Here is a 21,756-nt window from a genome sequence, read left to right as displayed (position 1 = left end):
GGTCCTGAATCGACCGAAGGCCTGACAAGCGTGCCAAGGCCCACCCAGGCGCCGCCCATGAGCACCGCAACCTGATGCCAGGAGCCCCCGTCAGCGCAGCCTGGGCGTCTGGTGGGCGTCGCGTGCCAGCGCCGGTGCGGACGCCCGGCCCGCCCCGGCGTAGGGTCGGGCCCCGCCGTCGTCCAGCACAAAACCAGCCACCGCATCGGCCAGCTCAACCGCCTGCTGCTGCAAGGACTGCGCGGCGGCGGTGGCCTGCTCGACCAGGGCTGCGTTCTGCTGGGTCGCCTGATCCATCAGGGTGATGGCGCTGCCGATCTCGGCGATGCCGGTGCTCTGCTCCTGGCTGGCCAGGGTGATCTCGCCCACGATGGAGGTCACGCGCTGCACGCTCTTGACCACATCGTCCATGGTGGCCCCAGCCTGCTGAACCAGCCGGCTGCCCTTGTCGACCTGCGACACGGATTCACCGATCAATTCCTTGATCTCCTTGGCAGCGGTGGCACTGCGCTGGGCCAGGGTGCGGACCTCGGACGCCACGACCGCAAAGCCGCGCCCCTGTTCGCCCGCCCGGGCGGCTTCAACCGCCGCGTTCAACGCCAGGATGTTGGTCTGGAACGCGATGCCATCGATCACGCCAATGATGTCGGAAATCTTGCGGGCCGAATGCTCGATGCCCTGCATCGTGTTCACGACCTCACCCACCACCGAGCTGGCCCGAGAAGCCACCTCGGACGCGCCGCTGGCAAGCACATTGGCCTGTTGGGCGTTCTCGGCGTTCTGCTGCACGGTGGCGGTGAGCTGCTCCATGGCTGCCGCCGTCTCTTCCAAGGAACCCGCCTGCTGTTCGGTGCGCGCCGACAGGTCATGGTTGCCACTGGCGATCTCACGGGTGGCCACCCGCACGGATTCCGATGAATCGCGGATGCGCAACAACACATGGGCAATCTTGTCGACGAATTGATTGAAGGACCGGCCGATGTTGGCCAGTTCATCGTCACCCTCGGCCGCCAGGCGCCGGGTCAGATCGCCCTCGCCCGACGCGATGTCCCGCAAGGCCCCCTCGACCAGGCCCAGCCGGCGCAACAGGCGCTGGACCGCGCCGGTCAACAAGGCGATCGACACCAGCACACACAACAAGGCCATGCCGGCGGCCACCATGATCAGGTTACGCACCGGGCGGGTGGCGTCAGCCTGGTCGATGGCGATGGCGAGCAACCAGGGGGTGTCCTTGACCTTGGCGGCGTAAAGCATCTGGCTGGCGCCATTGATCTCCACCACGCTGTGGCCCCCCTGATCACTCAGGGCCGAGAGCATCGGCAGCTCCAGACCCGCAGCGATGGCCGACGCCGGCTTGAGGATGGTGTCGGGTTTGGAGTACGCCAGCACCTTGCCCTCGCCATCGAGCAAGAATGCAAAGCTGTTGGGGATGGGGTGGATCTCCATGATCTTGCGGGCCACGGTGTCCAGGTGCATGTCGGTCCCCACCACGGCAAGCGGTTTGCCCTTGGGGCCCACCGGTTCGACAAAACTGATCGTGAGTTTGCCGGTGCTCACATCGACATAGGCCGGTGTCAAGGCCGGCCCACCCACCTGCACCGCCTGCTTGTACCAGGGCCGTGCCGTGCCATCGTAGGTGTCGGGCATCGGGTGGGCGAACACATTTCGCTTGTCGTCGTAAACGAAGTAGGTGTCATCAAAAGCACCCGCCTGTTTGGCAGCCAACAGAAACGGCACAGGCTCGGCCTGCCCAACCGCGGTTTTGAGAGAGCCGGTGATGCGCTGCTTTTCTCTCACCCATTCGGTCAACTCGTTGGCATGGGTCTGGGTCAGTTGATGCAGGCGATCGTCCAGACTGGCCCCTGTGTCACGCTGAACCACCAACAAGGTCGCCAGTGTCAAGACCAGCAAGGAGACCACGGTGATCGCCACGCAGATGGCAATCAAACGGGCACGAAGGGTTTTGAGCATGGCATCACCTCTAATTTGTGAGTTTTCGTGACATACGTACGGCTGCTGATGACAATAACGTACATCGCCTGCCGACTCAATCGGGATTCGCGGCCCATCGCTCTGGGGGCTGTTCACGACGCAGAAGCTCGCGAGATCACCCGGTCACTTAGGTGACTAAACACAACAAGTAGCCTTCGATTACCGAAAATATTGCGTTCTAAGCAAGAAATTTCGGCGGGTGGCAGAATGCAACGCACGCCCGGCGCCGGTGACGGACCGCCGGGTCAAAACACCTCCCAACCTTTCTCTGAGTCAACACCATGAACCTGAACGATTTGCTCAAGTGGCGCTATGCCACCAAGAAGATGAACCCGCAAAAGGCCGTCCCCCAGGACAAGGTCGACAGCATCATCGAAGCCGTGCGCCTGACCGCCACCTCCAGTGGCCTGCAGCCCTACGAGCTGATCGTGGTGACCAACCCCGAAGTGCGCGAGAAGATCAAGGCCATTGCCTGGAACCAGGGCCAGGTCACCGACGGCTCGCACCTGATCGTGTTTGCGGCCTGGGACAACTACACGGCTGAGCGCATCAACCACATGTTCGACCTGACCAATGACGAACGTGGCTTCAAGAACGAAGGCTGGGAAGCCTACCGTGCCAAGCTGCTGGCCATGTACCCCGGCCGTGACGCCGAAACCAACTACCAGCACGCCGCCCGCCAGGCCTACATCGGCCTGGGCACCGCGCTGATCGCCGCCGCCGCCGAAGGTGTGGACGCCACCCCCATGGAAGGCTTCGACCCCGCCGCGCTCGACGAGATCCTGGGCCTGCGCGCCAAGGGCCTGCGCAGCGTGATCATTCTGCCCCTGGGCTACCGCGAAGAGGACAAGGACTGGCTGGTCAACCTGAAGAAGGTGCGCCGCCCGAACCCCCAGTTCGTGAGCGAAGTGAAGTAAGCACCGCGTCCCGCCTGTGAGCCAACGGCCCGTGCCCGCCCCTGTGGTGGTCACGGGCCGTTGGCTTTGGGGCTCGGCTTCTAATCAAAAAATTGGCTTTCACTCCAAAAGTAATCAGAATCTCAAAGATTTAATCGATTTTTGGGTGAACGCCCGATTTTTATATGCCAGACGTGATGGGCTACGGTTGGTTGGCAGAGCGGTATGGCGTGAAAACGGTCCAGCCCCTGCGCACGGTCAGCGTGATTGCCAAGTCGCGGTCGACCGTGCGCGAAGGCGGCTTCGTTCACGAACAATACCCCGCCAGCGCCCGCCCGGCCGAGACCCTGGCTGGACACCTCACCTTTGCTTTCAAACATGAGGGCTTGCATCTGGAGTTTCTGGCACGTCTGTTCCAGCGCCTGCCAGCGACCGATCTCGAAGCCTGGATTGCCCTCGAACCGACGGGGCAGTATGCGCGCCGTGCCGGCTTCTTCTACGAGCTCCTGACCGGCCGGACACTTGATTTTTCAGGCGTGACCGTGGGCAACTATGTCACCGCGATGGACGAATCGCAGTACCTGACCTCCACATCAGCGACCAACAACATGCGGTGGCGCGTGCGTGACAACTTGCCCGGCACACGTCACTTCTGCCCTCTGGTACGGCGCACAGCCGCCGTTCAGCAAGCAGAAAGCTACCCCTGCGCCAAGCGCCTGGACGAACTGGAGATGGCGTTTGGCGCTGACCTTCTGCAACGCAGTGCCGTCTGGCTCACCATCAAGGAAAGCCGGGCCAGTTTTGCGATCGAACACGAAGAACAGCATGTCGATCGCGTGCGACGCTTTGCTGCCGCCATGGAGCGCTGGTGCGGCCAGTATGAGGACCCTCTGTCAGAGACCTCCCTGACTGCGCTGCAGTCCGAAATCCTCGGGCCGCGTGCAACACGCTACGGTTTACGACGATCGGCGGTGTTTGTGGGCGAGGTTGATGGCTTTCACGAGCTTGTTCACTACATCGCCCCCCACTGGGAGGCCGCTCCCCAACTGCTGTGCGGCTTGCGCGACTGCGCTACCCGCACCCTCGGCGCGGGCGCGCTGGTGCGGGCGGCGGTGCTGTCTTTCGGCTTCGTCTACATCCATCCCATGTCGGATGGCAATGGCCGCATATCGCGCTTTCTGATCAATGACGTGTTGCGACGCGATGGCGCCATACCCGCCCCCTTCATTCTTCCGGTTTCCGCCACGATCAACAGCTCAGTGATCAAACGCCGGGGTTACGACCAGGTCCTTGAGGTGTTCTCGCGCCCCTTCATGCGCCGCTATGGCGAAGCCTGGCAGTTGAGTCGCGAACAGCAGGCCGAAGACGGCGTCCGCTACAACCTGGAATTCGAGGCCTATGAGGATGCCCTGAGCGCCTGGCGCTACCCCGACCTCACCGACCACGTCGAATACCTGGCAGACATCGTGCGCACCACCCTGGAGGTGGAAATGCACAAGGAGGCCGGCCATCTGCGTCAGCTCAGGCTGGCCCGGGACCAAGTGAAACAGGTGATCGAAGGCCCTGACGCCGACATCGACCGGATCATCCGCTCGGTGCGTGACAACGCTGGCAAGGTCTCTCATAAACTCGCCAAGGAATTCCCCGCTCTGGCCGATGAGACCACCGCCGATGCACTGGTTGCTGCACTCCTGCCCGTGCTGCGCAGCACGCCCCCGGGAAGCCTCCCCTGAAGCGAGACAGGACAGGCCTTGACAATGAAATACGCCCTGAAGGATTCCGCCCATGCCCGAATTTGCCGCGCCTTTGACCATACCGACCAACCCCACGACCCCGTCCCCCCCGCCACCCCCGTGGCCCGACGCCCACGCCAGCGACCCGCGCACCCTGGGCTGGATGCAGGGCTCACCACCGCCGGCCGACAAGATGGTCCGTTTTGACGACGGCAGCTTTCTCCGCTTTCCGGAACTGCGCTGGAGCCTGAACCACCTGCGCGAGTTGGTGCCCACCGTGGCCATCGATCGGACGCCAGGGGCCCCCAGCGCGCTGCCGCTGGCGCTGCGCGACGACCTGCATGACTTGCGCTTCAGCTCGATGCACGGCGAATCGATGAGTTGGCGCGACGCCCTGCTGCGCACCTACTACGACGGCATCCTGGTGCTGCACCAGGGCCGCGTGGTGCAGGAGGATTACTTTGGCGAGGGCGCGCCGGAGCGTGGCCACGCGCTGTTCTCGGTCACCAAATCCTTTGTCGGCACGCTGGCCGCCCTGGCCGTCCACCACGGCCGGCTCGACCCCCAACAACCCGTGGCCGAACTGCTGCCCGAACTGCGCGCCAGTGCCTACGGCAGCGCCAGCGTGCGCCAGGTCATGGACATGCTGACCGGGCTGGCCTATTCCGAAGACTATGCCGACCCGAAGGCCGGCATCTGGGACTTCTCGCGCGCCGGCGGCCTGCTGCCGCGGCCCGAAGGCTATGCCGGCCCGCGCAGCTATGGCGAGTTCCTGGCCACCCTGCGCCAGCAGGGCGAGCACGGCACGGCCTTTGCCTACAAGACCGTCAACACCCAGGTGCTGGGCTGGCTGCTGGAGCGCCTGCAGGGTCAACGCCTGGCCGAGCAGATCTCGCAACAGCTGTGGCAGCCGCTGGGCACGGCGCACGATGCGGCCATCTCGCTGGACGCCACCGGTGCGGCCTTTGGCGGCGGAGGCATGTGTGCCACCGTGCGCGACCTGGCCCGCTTTGGCGAGATGATGCGCCTGCGGGGTCGCTTCAACGGCCACCAGGTGCTGCCCGAGGCGGTGGTGGCCGACATCGAGGCCGGCGGCCAGCGCAGCCACTTTGCCCAGGCCGAGGGCTATCGCGCCACGCTGCCGGGCTGGTCTTACCGCAGCATGTGGTGGGTCAGCCACAACGCCCATGGCGCCTACATGGCGCGCGGCGTGCACGGTCAATGCATCTACATCGACCCGAGGGCCGAGATGGTGATCGTGCGCACCGGCTCGCACCCGGTGGCCAGCGGCGTGGGCAACGACCCGATCACCCTGCCCGCCTTTGCAGCGGTGGCCGAGGCCTTGATGCGCACCTGAACCGCCCCCTGAACCGACACCGGCCCCAAGACGTGGCGGTGCCCACGCCACACCCTCAGGCAGCTGCCCCGGGCCCGGCCTCGCCCGCCAGGGCAAGCGACATGCGCCGTGCCGCACCGCACAACTGGGCCACCAACTGCGCCTGGCCGGCCTGCAGGCGCTCGGCAGGTCCGGTGATGCTCAGGGCGGCCAGAACCTGGCCGCTCTTGCCCCGAACCGGGGCAGCCAAGGCCCCGAAGCCAGGGGTTATTTCACCCATCGAAACACTATAGCCCTCGGCATGGATGCGACTGATCTCCTGGGTCAGCCGGCTGCGGTGGGTCAGGGTCTGGGGGGTGTAGCGCGGCAGCTCGCTTGAAAACAAGGCCTGCCGCACCTCGTCCGGCGCATAGGCCAGCAGCAGCTTGCACGAGGCACCGGCATGCAGCCGGCGCCGACTGCCGGCCTGGCTTCGAATGGGCTGATCACAGGCCCGCTGCCAGCGGTCGATGCACACCGAGTCCAGCCCGTCACGCACCCGCAGCTGCACGTTCTCGCCACACTCACCGCCCAGCGCCAGCAGGTGGGGCCGGGTCAGCCCCACCAGGTCGATCTGCTCCTGGGCGGCCACGCCCAGGTACAGGGCCTGCACATCCAGGTGGTAGGTGGGGCTTTTGCCCAGGCGGGTGACCAGGCGCCGTTGCTCCAGGGTGAACAGCAGACGAAAGGTGCGAGCCTTGGTGTTGCCCGAGCGCTGGGCCAGTTCGCTCACGCCCAGCCCCGGGTTCTGGGCCACCAGCAGCAGCAAGGCCACCGCTTCGTCAACAGCAGAGACGGTGTAGTCAGTTGTCATGGCGCCTGCCTGCCTTCGTTCATATGTTTCACTGGTTGAAAAACTATCCGGCAATCTATCACCAAACGGGATTTATCTCTGTATTCATGGCCATCTAAAACATAGGATATCCATCGCCGGCACATCATTTCAACCAACGAAACAAACACCCCATGAAGAACCCTTCTTCCCATCTGCTGACCCTGGCTGGCGCCGCTGCGTGGCTGGTGCTGGGCTCAGCGGCCTGTGCCGCCGACGACACCCCGGAGACCGACAGCCCCCGCCCCCGCAGCAGCCTGAGCCTGTACGGGCGCATGGACCTGAGTGTGGAGACCGTGCAGGCCGGCGCCAAGTCGAATGTGGGCTACGGCACGGCCGGCGCCCACCGCACCCAGATGTCTGACAACACCTCACGGCTGGGCTTTCGGGGGGTGGAAGACCTGGGCGCGGGCCAGCAAGCGGTGTTTGGCATCGAATTCGGCATCAACGCGCCCAACGGAAGCCTGGTGTCGCCACCGATGCGCAACGCCTACGTGGGTCTGCGCGGGCCCTGGGGCACATTGAACATGGGTCGGCTCGACTCGGACACCCCCACCGGCTCGCCGCTGTACTCGCAGGCGGCGCGCAACCTGCGCTGGATCGTGCACGACGCCGGGGTGGTGGCCATCGGCACGCGGATCCTGAACGGCAACAACCGGGTGTCCAACGCGATCACCTACAAGACGCCCGATGCCAGCGGCTTCCATGCGGTGGCGCGGGTCAACCTGGCAGGGCCCGATGCCACCAACCCCACGACCAACCCGGCTCTGAAATCGCCTGATGATTTCAAGCAATACCAGGTTGCGCTCAACTACAAGAATGGCCCCTGGGGACTGGGCACGGGCTACGGCTGGGATGAGAAAAAGGGGGGCTTCCTGGCCAACGATTTCAAGAACAAGACCCAGGCCGTGGCCAGCTACGAAGCCCCGAGCTTCAAGACCTATGCGCTGTTGAGCCAAGAGCAGTTCAATGCCGCGCCGGGCGCCCGCTCGGCCGTCAAGGTGTGGCTGATCGGGGCCACCGTGCCCTTTGGGGTGCATCGGGTCACGGCCAACCTCATGCAGCGCGACGTGCAGACCGACCCGGCCGGCAAACTCAGGAAGTTCCAGGCCGACTACAGCCACAGCCTGAGTGCGCGCAGCACCCTGTATGTGTTTGTTGACCGCGACGTGAGCAACAGCCATCTGCCCAACAGCCAGGCCACCGGCATTGGCGTGGGCATGCTGCATCGTTTCTGAAGCCGGAGCTGAACTTGAACCTGCTGCCCCTGAAATCGGGCCCGTCGCCGGCCTGCGATCTGCTGCCAGCGCGGCCCGACGCGCCGCACCTGCCCTTGGTGATCGACTCTCCGCACAGCTGGCCCCACTGGCCGGCGGAGGTCGCGACCCTGGCCCCCTGGGCCGCCATCCGGACCTCCTGGGACGCCCACGTGGACGCCCTCTGGGCCCAGGCGGTGAATGGGCGGGCGCCCGTGCTGTCAGCTCGCTTTCACCGCTCGCTGATCGATGCCAATCGAGCCCGCGACGACATCGACCCCGCGATGCTGGACGCCCCCTGGCCCGGCCCGCTGGCACCCAGCGACAAGTCCGAGCGCGGGTTTGGCCTGATCCGCCGCCTGGCCCTGCCCGGGGTGCCGATGTACCACCAGGCCCTGGCCGTGAGCGAGGTCGAACGACGGATCAGCACCTGCTACGACCCCTACCATGCCACCCTGGCGGCGCTGATCGACGACACGCGCCAGCGCTTTGGCCATTGCCTGCATCTGGATTGCCACTCCATGAAATCGGTGGGCAACGCGATGAACCACGACGCCGGGCGGGCCCGGCCCGATGTGGTGGTGAGCGACCTGCACGGCCACAGCGCCGCGCCCGCAGTGACCCAGGCCGTGGCGGCAGGCCTGCGTGCCCAAGGCCTCTGCGTGTCCATCAACGACCCCTACGAAGGGGCCGAACTGATCCGCCGCCATGGCCAGCCCGCCCGGCACTGCCACAGCCTGCAGATCGAACTCAACCGGGCCCTCTACATGGACGAGACCCTGTGCACCCTCACGCCGGGCCATGGCCTGCTGGTGCAGGCCTTGCGCCACATGCTGGACAGCCTGTCCGGTGAACTGAATGACCTGCTGCAAACCCCGCTGAAGCCCACAAGCGCTCCCACGGAGACCCCATGAAAAAAGCCATCCGCCCCCTTCTGAACCGCCTGCACGCCCTGGCCTGTGGCCTGGCCCTGAGCCTGGTCGGCACCGGTGCCCTGGCCGCCTACCCCGACAAGCCGGTGCACATCGTGCTGCCCTTTCCGGCCGGGGCGGCGGCTGACACGGCCATGCGCGTGATCGCCACCCGGCTGGCCGAGCAATGGAAGCAGCCCGTCATCATCGACAACAAGCCCGGCGCACCGGGCTTTCAGTCGGTGGCTTCGGCCCCGGCCGATGGCTACACCCTGATCCTGGGAGCGGGCTCGCACATCGTGACCGAGCCCATGATCAAGACCCGCCTGGCCTACCAACCCGAGCGCGACCTCACCCCGGTGGGCATGGTGCTGACCAACACCCCGGTGTTCACCGCCACACCCTCGCTGGGGGTGAAGTCATTGGGTGATCTGCTGAGCCTTCTGAAGCGCAAGCCCGACGAGCTCAACTACAGCTCGGGCGGCGTGGGCAGCCCCAACCACCTCGCCATGGAGGCTTTTCAGCAGGCCACCGGGACGCGGCTGGTCAACATTCCCTACAAGGGCGGCGCGCCCTCGGTCAACGACCTGGTCGCGGGTCATGTGCAGGTGGGCATCAACGCCATTCCCAGCGTGATCCAGTACATCCAGGTGGGCAAGTTGCAGCCGCTGGCCGTGGCCGCACCGCGGCGCCATGCCAGCCTGCCGCAGGTGCCCACCTTCACCGAGCTGGGCGTGAACGGGCTCGACTACGAGATCTGGTACGGGCTGTTCGCGCCCGCCAAGACCCCCAAGGCGCTGGTCCAACAGATCAACCAGGCCTTGCAGGCCAGCCTGAGCGACCCCGGGGTGGCGCGTCAGCTGAAATCCCAGGGGGCCGAGCCCAGCCCGGGCAGCGCCGAGTCGCTGGCGGCCTACATCCGGCGCGATGCCGAGAAATGGCGCGAGGTGATCCGTCGCAGCGGCATCCGCCCCGAGTGAAGCCTGGGGCCCGACTCAGCGCTGCCGGCTGAGCCCTCAGTGCGGCAGGGCCGTCATGGCGGTGCCCAGGGCCACTGCCGGGGGAGGCGGTCGCAACAGGGTCTGCCGGTAGACGCCCGGAGCCAGACCGGTCCAGCCCTTGAAGGCGCGGTGAAAGGTACTGGCCTCCGAAAAGCCAAGGCGGTTGGCAATGTCCAGCAGGGTCAGCTCGGGCTGGCCCAGGTACTCGATGGCCGCATCGCGGCGCAGGTCGTCCTTGATGGCCTGGTAGCCCAACCCCTCGTCGCGCAGCCGCCGGCGCAGGGTCTGCGGGGTCATGGCCAGGTAATCGGAGACAAACTCGAGCGAGGGCATCTCGCCCGCCAGATGGCGCCGCAACAGGCGGCGGATGCGCTCGCTCAGGCTGGTCTGGTCGCGGTAGCGGATCAGCAGGCTGGCGGGCGCCTGGTGCAAGAACTCCTGCAGGCTTTGCGGCGTCTGCACCACCGGCAGGTCCAGCCAGCGGGCTTCGAAGCAAAAACCCACCCAGGGGTGGTCGTACACCACCGGGGCTTGAAACAATCGCCCGGCATCGCTGCTGTAACCCTGGTCGATGGGCCGGTACATGACCTCCAGCACCGGGATGCGGCGCGCCACCAGCCACGAGGCCAGCCCATAGGTGAAGAAGCAGAAGGTTCGATCAGCGTAACCGCGCTCGACCGCCCGTTCGCAGCGCCCCACCAGGCGCATCTGGGCCTGGCCCTCGTGCACCACCAGGCGGGGCACGAAGTCGGGCAGCACGCGGTGGTAGTAGGCCAAGCCGGCGCGCAAGGCCTCACCGAGCGTTCGGCACTGCACCAGCAGGCGGCACATCTGGGCAAAGTGTCCCAGCGGCACCGCCTGGCTGCACAGGCCCCACAGTTCATCGCGGGTGTGGCGGCTCAGCAGTTTGATCAGTGCCGCGTACTGGGCCTGGGTGACACGCGACAGCGGTGAATCGAGCAGCGCCGGCACAATGCCGGCGCGGCGAAGCAGGGCCTGCACATCGACACCGCGGCCGCGCACCCCCTGCAGGATCTGGCTCACCTGCAGGATGGCAATGGTGTGTCGGGTCACCTCGGTCGATGGCATCAGTCGAGTTTAAGGCCCAGTTCCTGCACAAACACCTTCTCGCGGGCCGTCTGCTCGGCCGCGTAGCGGCTGTAATCCTCGGCACTCAGGTACAGCGGCACCTGGTCGTTCTGCTCCAGGGCGCGGTTGAAAGCCGGGTCGGCCATGGCCTTGCGAAAAGCGTCGTGCAGCACCTTGACCACCTTCGGGTCCATGCCCTTGGGCCCGGCCAGGCCAATCGGTGAATTGACCACCAGGTCAAAGCCCAACTCGCGCAAGGTCGGCACCTCGGGCCAACGCTTGAGGCGTGCCTCGCCCAGCGTGGCCAGCACCCGGGCCTTGCCCGACTCAGCCAGTGCGCCCCAGCCCGGGTCCGAGATGACCATCAGATGACCGCCCAACAGGGCCGCGGTCTCTTCGGCCATGCCTTTGTAGGGAATGAAATTGAACTGCACCCCGGCGGCCCGGGCCAGGCGCTCCATCGCGATGTGGCCGCTGCTGCCACGCCCCGTGCTGCCAAAGCTGATGGCGCCGGGCTGCTTGCGCGCATCGGCCAGCAGATCCTGCACGGTCTTCCAGGGCGCGTCCTGGCGCACCAGCAGGCCGTTGGTGTAGCCGGTCAGGCAGATCAGGTAGCTGAAATCGGCCACCGGGTCGTAGCTGACCTTCATGAGGTGGGGCAGGCGGAACAGCGTGGCCGCGATCAACGAAATGGTGTAGCCATCGGGTGCCGCGCTCTGGGCCATGGCAGCCGGCCCCAGGGTGCCGCCCACGCCGGGGCGGTTGACGATGACGATGGGCTGGCCCAGCTCGCGCTGGGCGGCCAAGGCCAGCGCCCGCAACTGCACGTCCGTGGCCCCGCCGGGCGGAAAGGGCAGGATCAGCGTGATGGGCTTGGTGGGAAAGGCCTCGGCCGCCTGCAGCGTCGGGGCCACGGCCAACGACATCAGCAGGGCCAGGCCCGCCCCCAGGCACGCCCATGGGCGCGCCAGCGCTTTCCAGAATCCTGTCTTCATGGTTTTGTCTCCTTGGTTTTGATCATGAGCATCCGTGAGCAGGCTCAGGCCACCGCCCGCCGGGCCCGCAGGGCCTGGATTTCGTCCGCGTTGTAGCCGGCCTGCGCCAGCACCGGGTCGGTGTGCTCGCCGGGCCGGGGGGCCGGCTGCCTCAGGGCAAATTCGAAGCCGCTCATGCGCACCGGGCAGGCCAGTTGGCGCTGCCCATCGGCTAGCTGCAGCACCATGCCGCGGGCCTGGAACTGCGGGTGCTCCAGCGCCTCCTCCAGTTTCAGGATGGGGGTGACGCAGCAATCCACGCCCGCCAGGTGGTCGGCCCACCAGGCCAGGGGCTGGGCGCCGATCACGGCCTGCAACTCGGCCCGCATCTGCGCGCAACCGGCCGGCGTGTCCGGCTGGTGGCGGGCCTGCCAGTCAGGCCGGCCGATGTGCTGGCAGAACCGGTCCCAGAACTTCTTTTCAAGGGCCGCCACGGCCAGGTAGCCGCCACAGCCCGCTGTGTACACCGCGTAGCAGGGCAAGGCCCCGGTCAGCTTGCCCTGCCCCACCGGACTGGTGTGCCCCTGGGTGTTGACCGCCGCCAGCGGCAACACGGCATGGGCCAGCACCCCATCAGCAACGGCGATGTCGACATGACGCCCCAAGCCCGTGCGCTGGGCATCGAACAGGGCCGCCAGGATGCCCATGACCGCCGTCATGCTGCCCCCGAGCAGATCAGCCACCGGCACGTTGGACAAAGCGGGTGGCTGCCCCGCTTGCCCGATCTGGTCGGCCACGCCGCTCAGGCCGGCATAGTTGAGGTCATGGCCTGCTGCATCGCGCAGCGGGCCCGTCTGGCCATAGCCGGTCACACTGCAGTAGACCAGGCGCGGGTTGATGGCGGCCAGCACCGCGTAGCCAGCGCCCAGGCGCTCCATCACCCCCGGGCGAAAGCCCTCGACCAGCACATCGGCCTCACGCACCAGGCGCAGCAACACGGCCAGGCCGGCGGGCTGTTTCAAGTCCAGACACAGGCCCTGCTTGTTGCGATTGACGAGATCGCGCACGGCCCGCGCTGCATAGTCGCCCGCCCCGGTGTCTTCGATCTTGATCACCTCGGCACCCAGATCGGCCAGATGCTGGGTGCACAGAGGCCCAGGCAACAGGCGGGTCAGGTCGAGCACGCGCACGCCCGCCAAGGGGGCAGCCTGGGCCGGGCTGGCAGAGGTCACGGGAGGAGCATGGGTCGGAGTCATGGCGGCGGGTGGGTGAAGGACCGGGCCAGTCTAGGCAGCCCTGCCTGCCCCCCGCAATGGCCGGCAAGATCAAAGCCATTGGCCGGAATGTTCAGTGCGCCAACCAAGCGACAAAGCCGGGAAAACCAGCAGATTTGAACCCCGCCACCCGTGTAAAGGCTTCGTATACTGAGATGCGAACCGCCTGTCGCCCAAGGGCTTGACCGGGCGCCACACCCTTGATCTGCCAGAAAGCCACCCTTTGTCTGCACTCGACGCCCGGTCGATCATGATGCTGTCGGGCCTGCTGGCCCTGCTGATGTCGCTGGTGCTGATCTTCATGCGCCGCAGCTACCCACGCCACCTGCGACGAGGGCTGGGCCTGCTGGCCAGTGCCCCCCTGCTGTGGTGTGGCAGCACCGTGCTGTTCGGCCTGCGGGGTCACCTGCCGGAGTTGTTCACGGTGGTGCTGGCCAACGAGATGCTGATGGGCGGCGTGCTGGCCTACCACGTGGGCAATCAGTTTTTCTTCACCGGCGAGGCCCGCTGGAAAGGCTGGACCCTGACGGTGCTGGCCTGCCTGCCGCTGATGATCTGGTTCACCTGGGTGACCCCCTCGTACGACGTGCGCCTGGCCCTGTTCACCAGCGTGATGGGGGCCCTGTTCCTGACCCAGATGCGCTTCATGATGCGCCAGCCCGTCAGCTTCAGCCAGACCGTGGTGGTGCTGGTGCTGGGCCTGCAAAGCGCCATTCTGGGGGCTCGCCTGATCAGCGTCTTTCTGGGGCACGCGGGAGAAGGCCTGATGGAGCCCGGCCTGATGCAACTGGCCTACTTGTCGGGCAATGCGGTGTCCATCCTGATGCTGACCGTGGGCTCGGTGCTGTGTGCCACCGAGCGTCTGCGCATCGAGTTCGAACACCTGGCCAGCCACGACACCCTGACCCAGACATTGACCCGGCGCGCCGTGCTGCAACGCGCCGAAGAGGCGCTGGCCCGGCTGCGTCGCCATGGCGACCCGGTCTCGCTGATGATGCTGGACCTGGATCATTTCAAGGCCATCAACGACCAGTTTGGTCACCAGCAAGGCGACGCTGCCTTGGTCGATTTCACGGCCCGCACCCGGCGCATGCTGCGCCAGACCGACCTGCTGGGCCGCTACGGTGGCGAAGAGTTTCTGGTGCTGCTGCCCGGCACTGACGCGGCCACCGCGCTGGCGGTGGCCGAACGGGTGCGCCAGGCCCAGCCGGCACCGCCCGCGCTGGGCTGCACCGTGAGCATCGGGGTGGCCACGGCCGTCGAGCCCGGCGAATCCATCGACGCTTTGCTGGCCCGTGCCGACAAGGCGCTGTACCAGGCCAAGAACGAAGGCCGCAACGGCGTGCGCCAGGGTTGACCGGGCGGGCCGAGATCAGCCCTGCTGTTGCGACACGCCGGCCGACTCAAAACTGGCCATTTCGGCCAGCACCCGGCAGGCCGAATCCAGCAGCGGCCAGGCCAGGGCCGCGCCCGAACCCTCGCCCAGACGCAGGCCCAGGCTCAGCAAGGGTTCGGCTTTCAATTGCTGCAGCATCAGGGCATGGCCGCGTTCACCCGATTGATGGGCGAACACGCAACGCTGGCGCACGGCGGGGGCCAATTCGCAGGCCAGCAGCACCGCGGCGGTGGTGATGAAACCGTCGACCACCACCACCCGGCGCTCGGCCGCCGCCTGAAGCACGGCGCCGACCAGGGTCACCACCTCGAAGCCACCGAAAGCAGCCAGGGCCCGCAGGGGTTCATGGCGGCCGATGTCGGCATGGCGCGCCATCACCTGCTCCAGCACGGCCACCTTGCGGGCCACGCCGGGCTCGTCCAGCCCGGTGCCACGGCCTGTGCATTCGGCGACGGGCCGGCCCGTGGCCCAGGCCAGCAGCAAAGAGGCCGACGAGGTGTTGCCAATGCCCATCTCGCCCAGCAGCAAGGTGTTGCCGGGCAGGCCCGCCAGCACCTCACGGCCCTGGCGCAGCGCCTGTTCGCATTGGGCGGCGGTCATGGCAGGCCCCTCGACCGCGTCGGCCGTGCCCGGCGCCACCTTGCGCAGCAGCAGGCGCGGCGCCCCGGCAGCCGGCTCGGGCCGGGGCGCGAAATCGCGGCACACGCCGCAATCGACCACGGTCAGGTCCAGGCCATGCTGGCGGGCCAGCACGCTGACGGCCGCGCCGCCGGCCAGAAAATTCTCGACCATCTGCCAGGTCACGTCCGCCGGGTAGGCCGAGACGCCACGCGCCGCCAGGCCGTGGTCGCCCGCACACACCAGCATCTGGGGCTGGCGCAGGGCCGGGGCCTCACTGCCCAGGATCTGGCCCAATTGCAAGGCCAGTGACTCCAGCTGTCCCAGGGCACCCAGGGGCTTGGTCTTGTGATCGATCAGGTGCTGCAGGCGTGCGCTGAGGACGGCATCGTGCAGATCGGGCACAGCAGGAATCAGGGGCAAGGTCGAGGGTGAGGCCAGGGACATGGATCAACTCAAAATGGCGAAAACCCGCATTGTCCTCCGCCGGCAGACCGGGGTCGGCGGTCCGACAAGGCGACAATCGGCGGCCATGCCCGCGCTGCCGCCCTCATTTTCTGCCTTGCCCACCTCCGCGATCCCGCGCCGCCCCGGCCTGCGCACCGTGCAGGGCCGGCTCACGCCCTGCCTCACGCTGCAGACCCTGGGCCGCGGCGACGGCCTGCTGGGCTTGTGCCGCGACGGCGTGTTCGGGCCTCGTGGCGAACAGGTCACGGTGGCCTGGGTCGACTGGCTGTACCTGGTGAATGACCAGGTTCTTTGGCAGACCACAGCCCCGCGCAGCGTGCTGGGCCAGCGCCCCCTGCCCACCGAACGCCTGAGCGACGCCAGCGGTCAGGCCGTGCTGCTGCACCGCGATCTGGCGGCCGAAGCCCAGGCCACCGATCGCCTGCGCACGCTGGGCCTGCACCCCTTGAAGGCCGAGCAACTGCAATGGCGTTCACCCGAGGCCGAGGCACAGGCCTGGACGGATGAGCGCGCCCAGGGCCTGTGGTCACTGCCGCAGGAGGAGGCCTTTGGCGACTTCTGGGCCGACGAGGTGCCCCGGCTGCAAGCCGCTGGCTGGCGCATCGTGGTGAAACCCGGCTTTGCCCACCAGAGCGTGCCGGTGGAAGCCTGGCGCCTGCTGATCGAACCCGACACCGGCGAGCTGCTGGGCCGCGAGGTGGCCGGCCGCCTGGGCCCCCGGGCACCTGAGTCCGCCCCCCTGGGGCTGCCGGCGCGCAGCGGGGCCTGGTTCATGACCCTGGGCGTGGTGATCGAAGGCCAGACCCTGGATCTGGGGCCCATCCTGGCCGACCTGTTGCGCCGTGATGCCCGCTGGCTGAGCACCGAGCGCCTGCGCGGCATCGATGACCTGAGCGTGGTGGCCCTGCGTGCGCCCGGCGGCAAGCGCCTGGAAGCCCCTGCCAGCACCCTCAAGCCCATCGTGGCCGCCCTGCTCGACCTGCTGAGCGACCCGCGCCAGGCGGCCGGCCCCTGGCGCCTGCAGGCGTGGGACCTGCCCCGCCTGGAACAGCTGCGGGCCCCCCTGGAGGCCAGCGGCGCCGCACCGGCGACCGCCCCCGTGCCCTGGCATGTGCAGGGTGAAGACACCCTGGGCCCCTGGGTGCAGCGCCTGCGCCAGGCCGGCAGCCCGCCACCGGTGGCCGCGCCCGCGGGCTGGCCCCTGTCCTTGCGCCCCTACCAGTTGCAAGGCCTGGCCTGGCTGCAGTACCTGCGCGAGCAGGGCCTGCATGGCGTGCTGGCTGACGACATGGGCCTGGGCAAGACGGCCCAGACCATCGCCCACCTGCTGCTGGAGTACCAGGCCGGCCGCCTGCAACGCCCCGCCCTGGTGGTGCTGCCGGCGTCGCTGATCTTCAACTGGCAGCTCGAACTGCAGCGCCTGGCCCCGGCGTTACGCGTGCTGACCCTGCACGGCAGCGAGCGCACCGAGCACTTTGCCCACCTGGGCCAGTACCAGGTGGTGCTGACCAGCTATGCCCTGGCCTGGCGCGATGTGCGGGCCTTGCGTGAGCAACCCTGGCAGTGGGTGGTCCTGGACGAGGCTCAGATGGTCAAGAACGCCGACAGCCGCAGCGCCAGGGCCTTGCGCCAATTGCAGGCAGAACACCGCCTGTGCCTGACCGGCACCCCGCTGGAAAACCACCTGGGCGAACTGTGGTCGCTGTTCGACTTTCTGATGCCGGGCTTTCTGGGCACGGCCCGGCATTTTCAGCAGCACTGGCGCAAGCCCATCGAAGTCAACGGCGAGACCCTGCGCGCCCGCCTGCTGGCTGCGCGCGTGCGGCCCTTCATCCTGCGCCGACGCAAGGACCAGGTGGCCACCGAACTGCCCCCCAAGATCGAGATCACCCGCAACGTGACGCTGCAGGGCGTGCAGCGCGAGCTTTACGAAAGCGTGCGCGTGGCGGCCGACCACCTGCTGCAGCGGGTGCTGCAGCGCCAGGGCTTTGCCAGCTCGCAGATCACCCTCCTGGATGCCCTGCTCAAGCTGCGCCAGGTGTGCTGCGACCCGCACCTGGTGCCCGGCCTGCCCGTGCCCGCCGACCTGCTGGGCGCCAAACTGGAAGACCTGCAGACCCTGCTGCCCGGGCTGGTGGATGAAGGCCGGCGGGTGCTGGTGTTTTCACAGTTCACCGGTTTGCTGGCCCGGGTGGGTGACTTGCTGGACGCCCAGGGCATCGGCTGGCTGCGCCTGACCGGGGACACCCCGGTGAGCGAGCGGGGGAGCCTGGTCCAGGCCTTCCAGGCCCAGCAGGCGCCGGTGTTTCTGATCAGCCTCAAAGCCGGCGGCACCGGCCTGAACCTGACCGCCGCCGACACCGTGATCCACCTCGACCCCTGGTGGAACCCCGCTGTCGAGCAGCAGGCCACCGACCGGGCCCACCGCATCGGCCAGACCCAGAGCGTGTTCGTCTACCGCCTGGTGGTGCAGGGCAGCATCGAAGAACGCATGCTGATCCTGCAGCAGCGCAAGGCCCAACTGGCCGAAAGCCTGCTGGGCAGCGACCCGGCCGAGGCCGGCAAGTTCAGCGTGACGGAGCTGGAAGGCTTGCTGGCGCCGCTCGAGGATTCAGCCGGCTGAACGCCGGCCCGGCCCTCACAAGCCGCGTTCCTTGCGGAACGCTGTGCGCGCGGCAAAGGCCGTGTTGGCAAAGTCGGAGAACACGCCGTCCACGCCAGCACGGTAGAAGGTCAGGTACTCGGCGGTCGGGTCGCCCTTGTAGAAGCCGGCCAGGTACTTCTGCTCGTTGCGGAAGGTGTAGACGTGCACGAACAGGCCTGCCGAGTGGGCGTCGTTGATCAGGCTGGTCGGGGTGACCGAATTCACATCGGCCAGCGAGCCGGTGTAGCCCGTGGTGGTCGGGAAAGGGGACACCTTGAGGGCCATGACCTGGGGCTTCCAGGGGCCGATGCCATCGGCATAGGTCTTGATCTCGGCCAGGCCGGCGGGGGTCAGCATGCTGCCGAAGTAGCGGCCATCGCCGTTGACGGTCCAGCTGTAGGGGCGGCCGTCGACAAAGTTGTACTCGTCGTTGGTCTGATAGATCATCTCGCCCGTCTTGTAATTGACGTCGTTGCCGTCGATCAACTGCACGACCCGGGTGTTCAGGCCGATCGAGCGCATGTACTTGAGGCTGGCCGGGTCAAACGACTGCACGAAGATCGGGGCGGTCTTGCTGTTCAGGTTGTTGTCCTTGATCAGCTTGACGATGGCGTCTTCAAACGGGTGGGTGCCGGTGCCGCAGCCATTGGCCATGGCCTGGGCATTGTTCCAGTAGGGGTTCTTGGCCTCGGGATAGACCGTGAGGGTGCGGCCCGTGCTGGCACTCTTCGCCTTGGCGATGTCGATGATCTCCTGCATGGTCAGGACGGGGTACTTGCCATTGAGGGCGGTGGGGCGCTCGTTGCGGGCATCGTAGGTGGTGCCGCCGATCCACTGCTTGAGTTCGGCCACCGTGAAATCGGTGATTGACCAGTCGCCGGTGTGGTCCTCGCCATCCACCACCAGGGACTTCAGCACCGACTTCGGGTCGCTGCTGGTGCGGTCGCTCAGGTAGGTGGCGGGGCCGCCGTACTGAGCCAGCGAATAGGTCACGGGCACCTGCACACCGGGCACGGTGCGCTTGCGCGCGGCCACCACGGCATTGGTCTGGGCCACGGTGCTGATGTTGGTGTTGTCGCTCAGCCAGGGATTGTGGCGCGCCACCAGCACGCAGTCCTTGGTGAGGTGCAGGTCTTCTTCCAGCGAGTCGGCCCCCGCGTCGGCGGCCCCTTCGTAGGCGGGCTGGGTTTCTTCGGGGTACAGGCCGGGCAGGCCGCGGTGGCCGATCACCAGGGGCTGCGTGCCATCGAGGGTGGTGTAGACGTGCAGGTCGCTGCCACCGCCGCAGGCCGACAGGCCCATCAAGCCAACCAACAGGCTCAAGGTGAAGCCGGTTCGCACGCGGCGTGTCTGAAGGGATGCATTTTTCATGGTGTTTTCCTCGCTCCGTGGACAAAACACCATGCTGGAGCCGAGCTGTGACAGGGCGATGTAAAGCCCCGGTCAACAGCGTGTGAAAAATTGGCTGCAAACCTGAACAGCCCGGGCAGGCCATCCAGCCGCCCTCCCCGACAAACCAGACCCCGCCACCGATGATCGCGGCCGAACTGGATCCGGACACCTCGGAGTGGCGCGAAACCTAGACTGGATCGCTTTCAAAGCCCCACCCGACGGAGACACACCATGGACCTGATCACCCTGCTGCACGCCACGGCGCGCAGCTTTCCCGGGCACGCTGCCATCCGCTACCAGCATCGCGGCACGCCTTACTCGGACTTTGTGCAACAGACACGCCAGGCGGCCCGTGTTCTGAAGGACCTGGGCGTGCAGCCGGGTGACTGCGTCGCCCTGATGTGCCGCAACACGCCGGGCTTTCTGCAGGCGGCCTACGGCGCCTGGCGCCTGGGGGCCAGCGTGGTGCCTGTCAACCACAAGCTGGCCGCGCCCGAACTGGCCCACATCCTGGGGCACTGCCAGGCGCGCCTGTGCCTCATCGATGGCAGCCTGGCCGGCGTGCTGGAGCGGTTGGACCAACCGGTCATGGCCCTGAGCACCGACACCCCCCACCCCGGCCTGCCCTGCTTCGACACCCTGCTGGCCGCCGCCCAGCCACTGCCCGATGCCGACAACGCCCCCCTGTCGGGCGACCACCTGGCCGAGATCCTGTACACCTCGGGCACCACCGGCAAGCCCAAAGGTTGCCTGCACACCCACCACACCGTGTTCCAGCAGGCGCTGGCCTGCGCGGCCAGCATCGGCATCGGCAACGACACCCGCATGCTGGTGGCGATGCCGATCTGGCATGCCTCGCCGCTCAACAACTGGACCCTGGGCACCCTGGCCGTGGGCGGCACCGTGGTGCTGCTGCGCGAGTACCAGCCCCAGGCCTTCATCGAGGCCATTGAAGCCGAGAAGATCACCATGACCTTTGCCGCCCCGGTGGCCCTGCTGGCACCTTTGAATGGGGTGCCGGATCTGCGCGCCCGCGACCTGTCCAGCATGCGCCGCTGGATCTACGGCGGTGGGCCCCTGGGGCGGGACATGGCCTTGCGCCTGATCGAGGCCTATGGCACCGAGAATTTCGTGCAGGTGTATGGCATGACCGAGACCGGCCCGTTGGGCACCGCCCTGTACCCCGAACACGCCCTGGCCAAGGCCGGCTCGATCGGTCGTGCCACCACCACCGGGGTGCAGATGCGCCTGGTGGACCTGGACGGCCAGCCCGTGCCCACCGGCGGTGTGGGCGAGATCCAGTTCCGCACCGAAGCCATGATGAAAGGCTATCTGAACGACCCGGAGGCCAGCGTGCAGGCCTTCACGCCGGACGGCTGGTACCGCACAGGCGACCTGGCGCGGGCCGATGAGGACGGCTTTCTGTTCATCGCCGACCGAGCCAAGGACATGATCATCACCGGAGGCGAAAACGTTTACTCCAAGGAGGTCGAAGACGCCCTGGGGCCCCACCCGGCGCTGCTGGACGTGGCCGTCATCGGTCGGCCCCACCCTGAATGGGGCGAAACGGTGTGCGCCGTGCTGGTGCTGCGCGAGGGCTTGCAGGCCAGCGCCGAAGAACTCAGCACCTTCCTCGCCCCCCGGCTGGCCCGTTACAAAATCCCACGATATTACGAATTCAGGCCCGAACTGCCCCGCACGCCCACGGGCAAAATCATGAAGCACCTGCTCAGAAGCCCGATTCACTGAGGTCAGCGGGACTGGGCTGAGCGTGCAAACCATCACGACAACCCCGGTCAGGACCCGGCGTTTCAGGCCACCAGCGGCAGCCAGGGGGCTGCGGCTGGTACATTGCCAGGGCTTTGCAACGCCAATGGGCGTATTTCGCTTCAGTTTCCCCAGACC

The 21,756-nt window shown here is 67.1% G+C and carries 16 protein-coding genes; 9 read left to right on the top strand and 7 right to left on the bottom strand.

Going from position 1 to position 21,756, the window contains the following annotated elements; genetic code table 11:
• Positions 1–90: 90 nt before the first annotated feature.
• Positions 91–1,971, bottom strand: a complete 1,881-nt coding sequence (locus AC3WUT_RS06425; RefSeq protein ID WP_492346252.1) for a methyl-accepting chemotaxis protein — start codon at positions 1,969–1,971, stop codon at positions 91–93.
• A 302-nt stretch (positions 1,972–2,273) separates the two neighbouring features.
• On the opposite strand from AC3WUT_RS06425, the gene AC3WUT_RS06420 reads away from it, so the two are divergent.
• The 3 genes from AC3WUT_RS06420 to AC3WUT_RS06410 all read left to right on the top strand — a co-directional run bounded on the left by AC3WUT_RS06420 (position 2,274) and on the right by AC3WUT_RS06410 (position 5,978).
• Entirely contained in the window at positions 2,274–2,909 is a 636-nt protein-coding gene (locus tag AC3WUT_RS06420; protein ID WP_492346251.1) for an NAD(P)H-dependent oxidoreductase, read from the top strand.
• Positions 2,910–3,118: 209 nt separating this feature from the next.
• Positions 3,119–4,621 (top strand): Fic family protein, encoded by a 1,503-nt coding sequence (locus AC3WUT_RS06415; RefSeq protein ID WP_492346250.1) that lies wholly within the window; start codon positions 3,119–3,121, stop codon positions 4,619–4,621.
• Between the two features lie 52 nt (positions 4,622–4,673).
• Positions 4,674–5,978, top strand: a complete 1,305-nt coding sequence (locus tag AC3WUT_RS06410; protein ID WP_492346249.1) for a serine hydrolase domain-containing protein — start codon at positions 4,674–4,676, stop codon at positions 5,976–5,978.
• A 55-nt stretch (positions 5,979–6,033) separates the two neighbouring features.
• On the opposite strand, the gene AC3WUT_RS06405 is transcribed toward AC3WUT_RS06410, so the two are convergent.
• The gene (locus AC3WUT_RS06405; protein ID WP_492346248.1) at positions 6,034–6,810 is read right to left on the bottom strand and encodes an IclR family transcriptional regulator; all 777 of its coding nucleotides are present in this window, start codon (positions 6,808–6,810) and stop codon (positions 6,034–6,036) included.
• 152 nt (positions 6,811–6,962) lie between these two features.
• Between AC3WUT_RS06405 and AC3WUT_RS06400 the strand changes: the two genes are divergently transcribed.
• From AC3WUT_RS06400 to AC3WUT_RS06390, 3 genes are read left to right on the top strand one after another with little or no spacing between them, the layout of a single operon-like run.
• A complete protein-coding gene (locus tag AC3WUT_RS06400; RefSeq protein ID WP_492346247.1) occupies positions 6,963–8,066 on the top strand; it encodes a porin in 1,104 nt (367 codons plus the stop codon).
• 14 nt (positions 8,067–8,080) lie between these two features.
• Complete coding sequence (locus AC3WUT_RS06395) at positions 8,081–8,998, top strand: N-formylglutamate amidohydrolase (RefSeq protein WP_492346246.1); 918 nt, start codon at positions 8,081–8,083, stop codon at positions 8,996–8,998.
• The gene (locus AC3WUT_RS06390) at positions 8,995–9,975 is read left to right on the top strand and encodes a Bug family tripartite tricarboxylate transporter substrate binding protein (RefSeq protein ID WP_492346245.1); all 981 of its coding nucleotides are present in this window, start codon (positions 8,995–8,997) and stop codon (positions 9,973–9,975) included. The genes AC3WUT_RS06395 and AC3WUT_RS06390 overlap by 4 nt, the downstream gene beginning before the upstream one ends.
• A gap of 36 nt (positions 9,976–10,011) precedes the next feature.
• On the opposite strand, the gene AC3WUT_RS06385 is transcribed toward AC3WUT_RS06390, so the two are convergent.
• Genes AC3WUT_RS06385 through AC3WUT_RS06375 form a run of 3 tightly spaced genes read right to left on the bottom strand, consistent with a single transcriptional unit; the run spans position 10,012 to position 13,291 of the window.
• Complete coding sequence (locus AC3WUT_RS06385) at positions 10,012–11,085, bottom strand: AraC family transcriptional regulator (protein WP_492346244.1); 1,074 nt, start codon at positions 11,083–11,085, stop codon at positions 10,012–10,014.
• A complete protein-coding gene (locus AC3WUT_RS06380) occupies positions 11,085–12,080 on the bottom strand; it encodes a tripartite tricarboxylate transporter substrate binding protein (RefSeq protein WP_492346243.1) in 996 nt (331 codons plus the stop codon). Before AC3WUT_RS06380 ends, AC3WUT_RS06385 begins: the two co-directional genes overlap by 1 nt.
• A 44-nt stretch (positions 12,081–12,124) precedes the next feature.
• Positions 12,125–13,291, bottom strand: a complete 1,167-nt coding sequence (locus tag AC3WUT_RS06375; protein ID WP_492346242.1) for a CaiB/BaiF CoA transferase family protein — start codon at positions 13,289–13,291, stop codon at positions 12,125–12,127.
• 265 nt (positions 13,292–13,556) lie between these two features.
• On the opposite strand from AC3WUT_RS06375, the gene AC3WUT_RS06370 reads away from it, so the two are divergent.
• Entirely contained in the window at positions 13,557–14,690 is a 1,134-nt protein-coding gene (locus AC3WUT_RS06370) for a GGDEF domain-containing protein (RefSeq protein WP_492346241.1), read from the top strand.
• 15 nt (positions 14,691–14,705) lie between these two features.
• Here AC3WUT_RS06370 and cobT read toward each other — a convergent pair whose 3' ends face one another.
• Positions 14,706–15,794 (bottom strand): nicotinate-nucleotide--dimethylbenzimidazole phosphoribosyltransferase, encoded by a 1,089-nt coding sequence (cobT, locus tag AC3WUT_RS06365; protein WP_492346240.1) that lies wholly within the window; start codon positions 15,792–15,794, stop codon positions 14,706–14,708.
• 85 nt (positions 15,795–15,879) lie between these two features.
• On the opposite strand from cobT, the gene AC3WUT_RS06360 reads away from it, so the two are divergent.
• Entirely contained in the window at positions 15,880–18,438 is a 2,559-nt protein-coding gene (locus AC3WUT_RS06360; RefSeq protein WP_492346239.1) for a DEAD/DEAH box helicase, read from the top strand.
• A gap of 15 nt (positions 18,439–18,453) precedes the next feature.
• On the opposite strand, the gene AC3WUT_RS06355 is transcribed toward AC3WUT_RS06360, so the two are convergent.
• Positions 18,454–19,830, bottom strand: coding sequence for a glycerophosphodiester phosphodiesterase family protein (locus tag AC3WUT_RS06355; RefSeq protein WP_492346238.1), 1,377 nt, complete (start codon positions 19,828–19,830; stop codon positions 18,454–18,456).
• Between the two features lie 252 nt (positions 19,831–20,082).
• On the opposite strand from AC3WUT_RS06355, the gene AC3WUT_RS06350 reads away from it, so the two are divergent.
• On the top strand, positions 20,083–21,600 hold the full coding sequence (locus AC3WUT_RS06350) for a class I adenylate-forming enzyme family protein (RefSeq protein WP_492346237.1): 1,518 nt from the start codon (positions 20,083–20,085) through the stop codon (positions 21,598–21,600).
• The last annotated feature ends 156 nt before the right edge of the window (positions 21,601–21,756 follow it).

The organism is Curvibacter sp. EU05-FHT14A10 (assembly GCF_058791075.1).
Note: the sequence above shows the minus strand (reverse complement) of the source record. Positions and strands in the feature narration are given on the sequence as shown.